The organism is Caballeronia humi (genome assembly GCF_001544475.1).
In the GTDB taxonomy this organism is placed as follows: Bacteria; Pseudomonadota; Gammaproteobacteria; order Burkholderiales; family Burkholderiaceae; genus Caballeronia; species Caballeronia humi.
Window position 1 is genome coordinate 1 of sequence record NZ_FCNW02000122.1, and the last position, 4998, is coordinate 4998.

The 4998-nt window shown below is 60.4% G+C and carries 4 protein-coding genes and 1 pseudogene; 2 read left to right on the forward strand and 3 right to left on the reverse strand.

Annotation, left to right across the window (positions count from 1 at the left end; genetic code table 11):
• Nucleotides 1-321: 321 nt before the first annotated feature.
• Nucleotides 322-525: a hypothetical protein gene (locus AWB65_RS34095; RefSeq protein ID WP_083973451.1), complete on the forward strand. Its 204-nt coding sequence runs from the start codon at nt 322-324 to the stop codon at nt 523-525.
• Nucleotides 512-2590, forward strand: coding sequence for a recombinase family protein (locus AWB65_RS34100; RefSeq protein ID WP_087660640.1), 2079 nt, complete (start codon nt 512-514; stop codon nt 2588-2590). The genes AWB65_RS34095 and AWB65_RS34100 overlap by 14 nt, the downstream gene beginning before the upstream one ends.
• Here the strand turns inward: AWB65_RS34100 and tnpC are convergent.
• The 3 genes and pseudogenes from tnpC to tnpA form a co-directional block, all read right to left on the reverse strand.
• Nucleotides 2591-3985: pseudogene (gene tnpC / locus AWB65_RS34105) on the reverse strand (IS66 family transposase); the annotation flags it as partial.
• Between the two features lie 99 nt (nt 3986-4084).
• Entirely contained in the window at nt 4085-4438 is a 354-nt protein-coding gene (tnpB, locus tag AWB65_RS34110; protein WP_062639243.1) for an IS66 family insertion sequence element accessory protein TnpB, read from the reverse strand.
• Nucleotides 4438-4911: an IS66-like element accessory protein TnpA gene (gene tnpA / locus AWB65_RS34115; RefSeq protein WP_062639244.1), complete on the reverse strand. Its 474-nt coding sequence runs from the start codon at nt 4909-4911 to the stop codon at nt 4438-4440. Before tnpA ends, tnpB begins: the two co-directional genes overlap by 1 nt.
• Nucleotides 4912-4998: the final 87 nt, after the last annotated feature.

The following is a 4998-nucleotide window of genomic DNA, read 5'->3' on the forward strand; positions in this document are numbered from 1 at the left end:
GGTGGCTATTGCCCGTTCATTCTGCCCATATCGGGCAGGAAGTCGAAGTTCATTATCGCTGGCATCCGCTATACAGGCGTCGCGTCAAAGTCAGAGATGTAGAGCATCGAGGCGGAAGCCCGGTCGTTCACGTGGAGACGGACGGTGGCGTAGTCAAGTTGATGGCGATGTGGATGCTCGATGCCCCTACATGTTCGGCGATGGTTCTCGGCGAACCGAGAGTTTCCGTAGCTGCACTGCATAACCTGCATCAATTGCTGGTCGATCGGCATTTGCGGGGAAACTCCCAGGACGGCTCCATCAACGTCCGGGAGAAACGCAATGGGCAATCTGCCAAACGTCGTTCCAGCAGGTCAACAATCGTCGCAGTCGATACCGCAGCAGATGAGCATAACGTTCGATGCGCCCGAGCTCCAGGGGATGAGCATGGTGCAACGAGCAAACGCACTCAGTCATCTTGCGATTCTGCTGATGCGGGCCGCCGGCATCAAGACTGCGAAGGAGTGTGACGATGACGAACGTTGATCGTTTGCCCGCAGATCTTCTCAAACGCAAGGCCGTGGTTTATGTCCGGCAATCGACCCAGGCGCAGGTCCAACTGAACGTCGAGAGCCAGCGCCGACAGTATGAACTCGTTCAGGAAGCAAAGCGCCGTGGCTTTCGCGACGTTGAAGTCATCGATGATGATCTGGGGCGCTCGGCAAGCGGCACGGTTGCGAGGCCGGGCTTCGATCGCCTGGTCGCATTGTTGTGCGCAGGCGATGTCGGTGCGGTGCTTTGCCTGGATGCCTCACGTCTTGCCCGTAACGGGCGTGACTGGCATCATCTGCTCGAACTCTGTGGTCTCGTTGAAGCGAGAGTAATCGATCTCGACGGTGTATACGATCCCTGTCGAGCAAATGACCGGCTGCTACTTGGCATGAAGGGCAGCATCAGCGAGTTCGAACTCAACGTGCTTCGAACGCGCATGCTTGACGCCAAACGCGAGAAGGCACAGCGTGGCGAGTTGCGTATCAGCGTGCCGGTTGGCTATGTCTGGCATCGTGACGTTGGTCTGGGTTTCGATCCAGATGCGCGGTTACAGGAAGTCATACGCCTGATCTTCACCCGCTTCCAGCAACTGGGTAGTGCGCGGCAGGTCCTGTTGTCGATGAGGGCCGAGCAGGTTCACTTCCCGCGCCCGTCCGACGGCCGAACGCTGACGCACTTCGATTGGACCCCGATCCGATATCGTAACGTGATCTCCGTGCTCAAGAATCCGTTCTATGCTGGTGTCTACGCGTATGGCAAGAGCGGCAAGCAGATGACGATCGTCGAAGGTCGCGCGCGCAAGAGCTACAAGCACCGCAAGCCGTTTGAGGCCTGGGACGTCATGCTCAGGGAGCATCACGACGGCTATATCGACTGGGCCGAGTTCGAGCGCAACCAGGAGAAGCTTGCAGCCAATGCCTACGGCAAGGCTGGCGACGTAAAATCCGGCCGTGGTGGGCGCGCGCTTCTTGCTGGCCTGCTTGCCTGCGCACGTTGCGGGCGTCGCCTGTCAGTGGCCTATACTGGGCGCATTCCGCAGGCAGTCTACCGATGCAATCGCTTCGACATGCCGCCGCGATGCATGACGTTCGGCGGCTCACGTATCGATGCCGCAATCGGCGAGGAGTTGCTACGTGTCGTGGAGCCATTGGCGATCGAAGCAGCACAACAGGCTGAGCAAATGCACATGGATACCCTGAACGAGCAGCGGCGAATCATGGAGCTCGAACTGCAGCAGGCACGGTATGAGGCCACGCTGGCTGAGCGGCGCTACGCCGCCTGTGATCCCGAGAACCGCCTGATTGCCGCGCAGTTGGAGAAGAACTGGGAAGTGGCATTGCGCCGTGTACAGGCCTGCCAGGTGCGCCTGGAGACGGCGGGTGCACCGGAGGGACAGGCTCCCATGCCAGACTTTACGAAGCTCGCCGAGGATCTTCGCGCAGCGTGGAGCGCGCCGGGCGTCACCATGCGCACACGTCAGCAGTTGGTTCGCGCATTGATCGTTGATATCGTTGCCGATGTCGACGAGCCTGCACGGGCGGTCACCCTGACGATCCACTGGCAAGGCGGCCAACATTCCGAACTCCGCATCCGCAAGCCGAAGACCGGTGAGCATGGGTGCAGTACGTCCGATGAAGCGCTTGCAGTCATACGCGGCATGGTGGGCCGGTGGTCAGATCAGGATATCGCTGCATCGCTGAACCGGATGGGCATTCGCACCGGACAGGGCATGACCTGGACGGCGAAGCGCGTCAGCGCCATGCGTCAGGTAAGGGATATTCACGCCTACAAATCGGCGCAGAAGGATGGAGAGTGGCTAACGATGTTCGAGGCAGCGAAACGCCTTGGCGTAACCAGTCACGTGATCCGCCGTCTGATCAAGGAGCGAGTGCTGCCTGCCGAGCAGGTGATGCCTGACGCCCCATGGCAAATCCGGGCAAGCGATCTGCAAAGCGAAGCTGTTACGGCGGCGTTGGCACGCAAACATCGCCCGTGTCGCAACGATGCCGACGGACAAATCCCTATGTTTATCGAGGTTTCGGAAGGAGGTGCACAATGAACGCCCCATTGCAAACGGCCTGATGTCGCGCTCGATGACATTGTTATCCACGGGAGACCGCCCGTCGTCTACGTAGCGGATTAGATACTGCCATTGCCTGCGGCAGTAGCCGACTGCCTCGCCGAACAGACTCTTGGGCAGAACCTTCGGTGCCAATTCGTCAAGCCATGCCTTGAAGGCGCTCAGCAGCGGCACGCTGTGCTGCTGGCGTAGGCGGTAACGGTAATTGGCCAGCGTCTCGCCCTCGGGCAAGTTTTGTTTGGCGAGCGCCTCGACCTGGTACAGCGCCTGGAAGAACTCGAGCGCCCTGATGATGCGAGCGCTGGGCTTGTTTTTCTGTCCTTTCAGCGCATCAGTGAACATTCTCCGCGCGTGGGCAAGGCATCCGAGGTGCGTCGCCGATTTAACCGTCCGCCATGCCGGCCACCCGTCGGTCATCAACGTGCCCGCGTAGCTTCCAAGGAAGGCCTTCGGATATTCCTGGCCGCGCCCGGGCTGGTACTCGAATAACACGACCGGCTGCTCGCTGTCCTCGGCGCTTCGATAGACCCACATATACGACGTGTCCTGTGCCTTTCGATCCTTTTCCTTGAGGACCTGGACCGTAGTCTCGTCGCCGTGAATCAGCCACTGACCCAGCAGAACCGCCTTGAGCGCGTCGTAAATCCGCTTGTAGTGCAGCTCGGCGGGGCGGATGATCCAGTTCGCCAGCGTGCCGCGGCTGATCGTGATGTTCGAGCGCGCGAGCACATCCTCCATCCGGTACAGCGGCGTGCCATCGACGTACTTCCCGGCCGTAACAGCGGCGATCATCGATGGACTTGCATGGCTCCCAGGCAAGGGCTGCGCCGGCATCGGCGCGACCACGATCGGCGTGTGCGTGCCGTGATGCTCGCAGTGACGACACGCGTACTTGAAGCGCGCATGCTGCAACACCGACACCTTGACCTCCATGTGCAACTGCTCGCTGACTTCTTCGCCCATCCGGTGCATTGCCTTGCCACAACACGGACAGATCTTCTGATCATCGGGCAGATCGTACTCGATACGCTCGCGCGGAAGATCCGCAGGCAGCGGCTTGCGGCCACGCTTGCGGGATTCGGGCTTCCCAAGCTCAGGCAACCCGGTGTTCGGTAGAGTGGGCGCGTCGGCGTCGCCTTCGGCAACCGGATCCGCTTCGGCGACTTCTTCAGCCTCGTTGAACACGCGGTCCTTGCGCTTCTCGCTCTTCGGCGCGTACTGTCGGGCCAACGCAAGACGATATTGCTCTTCGAGCGCATCGAGGCGCTTGCAGAGGTCGCCGATTTTGGCGTCGCGTTCTGCGAGACCGGTTTCGAGCTCGTGGATGTAGGCCTTGGCGGCCCGCGGCAATCGCGAGAGTTCAGGGGCTTTCATGCGCTTCACAATAGCGAAGCACGGCGTCGCGCAGGTTTACGGAGATTTGTAACTACCGGGCCGGTCGTTGTTTACCGGCAACATCGGTGATACTGGAATTCAGCTTGCGTGGCAGTACTGCCTCGCAGGATGACGGCGCACCGCGTCGACATCGACACCGTCTAGCAGCAGGTGAAGCTGTTCGGTGCTGAGTTCAATCACGGCCTGCTGGCGGCGGGGCCATACAAAATGGTCCGCCTCGAGTCGCTTCATGAGGAGCCAGAATCCAGCCCGGTCATAGAGCACAAGCTTCACGCGATCGCGCTTCCGATTGTGAAACGCAAAGACGGCTCGCGCGAACGGGTCAAGATGCATTGATTGCTCGACCAGCGTCACCAGTGTGTTCAGTCCGCAGCGGAAGTCGATCGGTTCGCGATGTAGGTAGATCCGCAGACCATCGTCAAAGCGGAACATCAACCCGCTCCCAACGCGACGATCACCGCCTTGACGAGTGGCGCGTCCTGCACTGAGCATTCGAGATCAATCGCGACGCCGTTGGGCAACCTTACCGACAGGCGCGCTTGCGACGGCGCCGGCGTCGGCGCTGGGGGAGAATCGCGACGTACCGTCAAAGACTCCGCCGTCTCCGCCGACTTCAACGTCGCGCCTCCAATCGTCACCACGGGAACAAACGCCGAAGGTTCAGATTCGATCGTCCTCGGCACCCTAGCAACTGCGCTCGCCCTCCGGTACATCTCGACCCACTTGCGCAGTTGGTTGGCGTTCACTCCAGCCTTCAGCGCCAAACCCGCAAGCGACGCTCCAGGGCGCAGGCATGCCTCGACCAAGCGGCGCTTCCCATCAGGATCAAATGATCGTTTGCCCTTGGGAGACAGGTGCGTCACCTTCAGCGGCAGGAAATCGAGGTCAATCGTGTCAGGTGTCATCGTGGTTGCGTCCGCAAGTGTAGGTTGCGGACGCAAGCGTGACGTCCTTTACTTCATCGCGCTACGTGCGGAGAAATTCGCGCTTAC

Excerpts from the sequence above, each read along its gene's own strand:
- AWB65_RS34095 (WP_083973451.1), top strand. The coding sequence starts at position 322 with ATGGGCAATCTGCCAAACGTCGTTCCAGCAGGTCAACAATCGTCGCAG.
- AWB65_RS34100 (WP_087660640.1), top strand. The coding sequence starts at position 512 with ATGACGAACGTTGATCGTTTGCCCGCAGATCTTCTCAAACGCAAGGCC.
- tnpB (WP_062639243.1), bottom strand. The coding sequence starts at position 4,438 with ATGTTCCGCTTTGACGATGGTCTGCGGATCTACCTACATCGCGAACCG.
- tnpA (WP_062639244.1), bottom strand. The coding sequence starts at position 4,911 with ATGACACCTGACACGATTGACCTCGATTTCCTGCCGCTGAAGGTGACG.